Origin of the sequence: Pseudomonas sp. SB113 (assembly GCF_040754745.1) — a bacterium.
In the GTDB taxonomy this organism is placed as follows: Bacteria; Pseudomonadota; Gammaproteobacteria; order Pseudomonadales; family Pseudomonadaceae; genus Aquipseudomonas; species Aquipseudomonas grimontii.
In genome coordinates this window covers 1-4,293 of the sequence record NZ_JBFMHW010000051.1, presented here as the reverse complement: position 1 = coordinate 4,293, position 4,293 = coordinate 1, and the positions used below count along the sequence as shown (strand labels likewise).

3 protein-coding genes and 1 pseudogene are annotated in these 4,293 nt (G+C 55.9%); 2 read left to right on the top strand and 2 right to left on the bottom strand.

Annotated elements, in window-relative coordinates; translation table 11 throughout:
* Together AB1462_RS31310 and AB1462_RS31305 are read right to left on the bottom strand one after the other, a co-directional pair.
* Nucleotides 1–127, bottom strand: a pseudogene (locus AB1462_RS31310) (NAD(P)(+) transhydrogenase (Re/Si-specific) subunit alpha); the annotation flags it as partial.
* Nucleotides 128–579: 452 nt separating this feature from the next.
* The gene (locus AB1462_RS31305) at nucleotides 580–1,479 is read right to left on the bottom strand and encodes a LysR family transcriptional regulator (protein WP_259194664.1); all 900 of its coding nucleotides are present in this window, start codon (nucleotides 1,477–1,479) and stop codon (nucleotides 580–582) included.
* 158 nt (nucleotides 1,480–1,637) lie between these two features.
* Between AB1462_RS31305 and AB1462_RS31300 the strand changes: the two genes are divergently transcribed.
* Both AB1462_RS31300 and AB1462_RS31295 read left to right on the top strand, forming a co-directional pair.
* The gene (locus AB1462_RS31300; protein ID WP_259194665.1) at nucleotides 1,638–2,819 is read left to right on the top strand and encodes an acyl-CoA dehydrogenase; all 1,182 of its coding nucleotides are present in this window, start codon (nucleotides 1,638–1,640) and stop codon (nucleotides 2,817–2,819) included.
* A 12-nt stretch (nucleotides 2,820–2,831) separates the two neighbouring features.
* On the top strand, nucleotides 2,832–4,052 hold the full coding sequence (locus AB1462_RS31295) for a CaiB/BaiF CoA transferase family protein (protein WP_367248932.1): 1,221 nt from the start codon (nucleotides 2,832–2,834) through the stop codon (nucleotides 4,050–4,052).
* Nucleotides 4,053–4,293: the final 241 nt, after the last annotated feature.

Here is a 4,293-nt window from a genome sequence, read left to right as displayed (position 1 = left end):
CTTTGATACCGGCTCCGCTTTGAACAGTGACCTTATGGCCCTGGCCGATCAGCTTCTTGATGGTTTCCGGGGTGGCAGCCACCCGCGTTTCACCGGTCTGGGTTTCGAGAGGAACACCAATGTGCACGTCAAATCTCCTGCATGATCTTTTTGCTTTTGATCTTTTTGTAAAAAGGCCAGTGCACCGTGAGTGGCGCATCTGGGGCGGCCGATCAGCACGATCCCGCTGAAATGACAGCGGGGCGCGGCATTTTGCAGGCGAACTTTACGGCCTTCAAGGGATTATGACGGGTGACGAAAAATTAACTACAAGTCACCCTGTGACTGATTGTCGCAACACTTTGAAATAACCTCTTTAAATACAGGTATTTAAAGGGCTCCAGCTGATCCTTGTGTGTTTTGCCATCGTTGGCGTGAATAGTCGGGCATTGGCCGATGAGCGTCGCTACAAGCCACGATAAACATGGCCTTAAGCCTTGTTTGAGGTTGACAGGTACAGTCTGTTTAAATGCGACATATACGTATATCTGTAGGATCAGAATTTAACTGACTACAAAGTCAGCATATGAAGATTGTCCTTTAAATGCTGGGGCTGTAGCGCTGTGATTGGTCGATCAACCAGTCTCTGAACGCATGCAGCGAGGCTGATTCGACTTTTCTGTCAGGAATCATCAGGTAATAAGCCTTCGAGCTGCTCAGCGCTTGCGGGCTTGCGATCACCAATCGATGCTCGTCCAGTTCTCGCTGGATAAGGAACGGCGGGATCAGTGCAATACCCATGTCGTGCATGGCTGCCTGAGACAACATCGAGAATAGCTCGTAACGCGGGCCTGTCATGTCGCGGGGAACGTTTAGTTGTTGGGCGTTGAACCATTGGCGCCAGGCGTAAGGGCGGGTGGTCTGCTGCAGCAATGGCAGTTCCGCTATCTCGTGGGGGGTGAATCGCTCAAGTTCGCCCAATAGTCGCGGGCTGCACACGGGGACAGGATTTTCTCCCATGAGCCTGTGGGATTCGGTGCCTGGCCAATCTGCGTCGCCGAAGTAGATTGCCGCGTCGAATTCTGTATCGGCAAACAGAAAGGGGCGCGTGCGGTTAGTCAGGTTTACCGTCACCTCCGGATGTTGTCGTTGAAAGTCCTTGAGGCGAGGGATCAACCATTGCGTACCAAAAGTGGGTACTACGGCCAGTTCAATGGTATTTGCGCCCTGTTGGCCCATCACTGACAGGGTGTCGCGCTCCACGGCGTCCAACTGCGTGGCGATGCGACGGCTGTACGAAAGCCCCGCCTCCGTCAGCTTTACCCCGCGTCGTGAGCGCCGAAACAGCTCGACACTTAAAAACTCCTCCAGGCTGGCGATCTGTCGGCAAATGGCGCCTTGGGTGATGGAAAGCTCATGCGCCGCCTTGGTAAAGCTCTCGTGGCGGGCTGCCGCTTCAAAACTGACAAGGGCGGTGGTGCTGGGGATTTTTCTGCGCATGTACCTTGTCCTCACATAAAAATTGCAGCTGCGGCGTTTCTTGGGGTTACGAAGTGAGAAATTAGCACAAGCCTATGCAGAAACCTCGTTTGCTCTCCCCGCCTGCGCGGCCTAGGCTCCATCCACGACTTCTGATTTTTCTTTGCGAGGACTCATTCATGGCTGGCAAGGCAAGCTTCAACTGGATCGATCCACTGCTGCTGGATCAACAGCTCACCGAAGAAGAGCGCATGGTGCGTGATAGCGCTGAGCAATTCGCCCGGGGCAAACTGGCGCCGCGTGTGCTCGAAGCCTTTCGCCATGAAAAGACCGACCCCGCGATTTTCCGTGAAATGGGTGAGACCGGTTTGCTGGGGGCGATGATTCCTGAGCAGTACGGGGGCAGTGGCTTGAACTACGTCAGCTACGGGCTGATTGCGCGTGAGGTTGAGCGCGTCGACTCCGGTTATCGCTCGATGATGAGTGTGCAGTCGTCACTGGTGATGGTGCCTATCAACGAGTTCGGCACCGAAGCGCAAAAGCAGAAGTACTTGCCGAAATTGGCCTCGGGCGAATGGATTGGTTGTTTTGGTCTGACCGAGCCTAACCACGGCTCCGATCCTGGCGCGATGATCACTCGTGCACGCAAAGTGGATGGCGGCTACAGCCTGACGGGCGCAAAAATGTGGATAACCAATAGCCCGATTGCGGACGTGTTTGTGGTGTGGGGCAAGGACGACGCTGGCGATATTCGTGGGTTTGTCCTGGAGAAAGGCTGGAAAGGCCTGAGTGCGCCGGCGATTCACGGCAAGGTCGGCCTGCGCGCCTCAATCACCGGTGAGATCGTGATGGATAACGTGTTTGTGCCGGAAGAGAACATTTTTCCGGATGTGCGCGGCTTGAAGGGCCCTTTCACCTGCCTTAACTCGGCGCGTTATGGCATCTCCTGGGGGGCTTTGGGGGCTGCCGAGTTCTGTTGGCACACCGCACGCCAGTACACCCTGGATCGCCATCAGTTCGGCCGTCCATTGGCGGCAACTCAATTGATCCAGAAGAAGCTGGCCGATATGCAGACAGAGATCACGCTTGCGCTGCAAGGCTGCCTGCGTCTGGGGCGTATGAAAGATGAGGGAACGGCCGCGGTTGAGATCACATCGATCATGAAGCGCAACTCGTGCGGTAAGTCTTTGGACATTGCGCGTATGGCGCGGGACATGTTGGGCGGCAATGGCATCTCTGATGAGTTCGGAGTGGCGCGTCATTTGGTAAACCTGGAGGTGGTTAACACCTATGAAGGTACCCACGACGTGCACGCCTTGATTCTGGGGCGCGCGCAAACCGGTCTTCAGGCGTTCTATTAATAGGAGAACGGCATGGGCGCGCTTTCGCATCTGCGGGTATTGGATTTGTCACGGGTATTGGCGGGCCCCTGGTCCGGGCAGATCCTTGCGGACCTCGGGGCTGAGGTGATCAAGGTTGAGCGACCTGGTAGCGGTGACGACACGCGCGCCTGGGGGCCGCCCTTCCTTAAGGACGCTGATGGCGAGAACACGAGTGAGGCGGCGTACTACTTGTCGGCTAATCGCAACAAAGAGTCGGTGACTATCGACTTTACGCGGCCGGAGGGACAGCAGCTGGTGCGAGATCTGGCGGCTAAGTCCGACATCTTGATCGAGAACTTCAAGGTGGGCGGCCTGGCGGCGTATGGGCTGGACTACGAGTCGCTCAAGAAGGTGAATCCGGAGTTGATCTATTGCTCGATCACTGGCTTCGGTCAGACGGGGCCGTATGCCGCTCGCGCGGGGTATGACTTCATGATCCAGGGGTTGGGTGGGCTGATGAGTCTTACCGGCCGGCCGGAAGGTGATGAGGGGGCCGGGCCGGTGAAGGTGGGGGTTGCGTTGACTGACATTCTCACTGGGCTCTACTCGACGGTGGCGATCCTGGCTGCGCTGGCGCATCGGGATCATGATGGGGGTGGGCAGCATATCGATATGGCGTTGCTTGATGTGCAGGTGGCCTGTCTGGCTAACCAGGCGATGAACTACCTGACGACGGGAGCGGCGCCAAAGCGACTGGGTAATGCTCATCCGAATATCGTGCCTTATCAGGATTTCCCTACGGCCGATGGTGATTTCATCCTGACGGTGGGTAATGACGGGCAATTTCGTAAGTTTGCCGAAGTGGCTGGGCAGCCGCAGTGGGCGGATGATCCGCGGTTCTCTACTAATAAGGTACGGGTTGCCAACCGCACTGAGCTGATTCCATTGATTCGCCAAGCTACAGTCTTCAAGACGACGGCTGAGTGGGTGTCGCAACTGGAGCTGGTTGGTGTGCCTTGTGGGCCGATCAATGACCTGGCCCAGGTGTTTGCCGACCCTCAGGTGAGGGCGCGGGGGCTGGCGATATCCCTGCCGCATGCGTTGGCAGGTAGGGTGCCGCTGGTTGCCAGTCCGATTAGGTTATCCAAGACGCCTGTGGAGTACCGTACGCCACCCCCTTTATTGGGGCAGCATACGGCCCAGGTGCTGCAGGATGTGTTGGGGTTGGGCTCGGCGAATGTGAAAGCTTTAAAAGAGGCGGGAGTTATCTAGGAGATTTCTTCTATATAGAGGGGCATCTTTTGGTGGTTTTTTAATCAGCCTCACTGGATTGATAGGAAAACCAAATTAATGGTTGACGGCAGATTCTGGAAGTCTATAATTCGCCCCACTTCCGGCGCAGTCGAAACGTAAAACTCCTTGGTAAACAAAGAGTTATGCAGGATTAGACAGCGACTTGCTTCGGTTCATCGAAGCCCAGAAGAAGTTGATGGGGTCGTGTTGTTTGACGCTA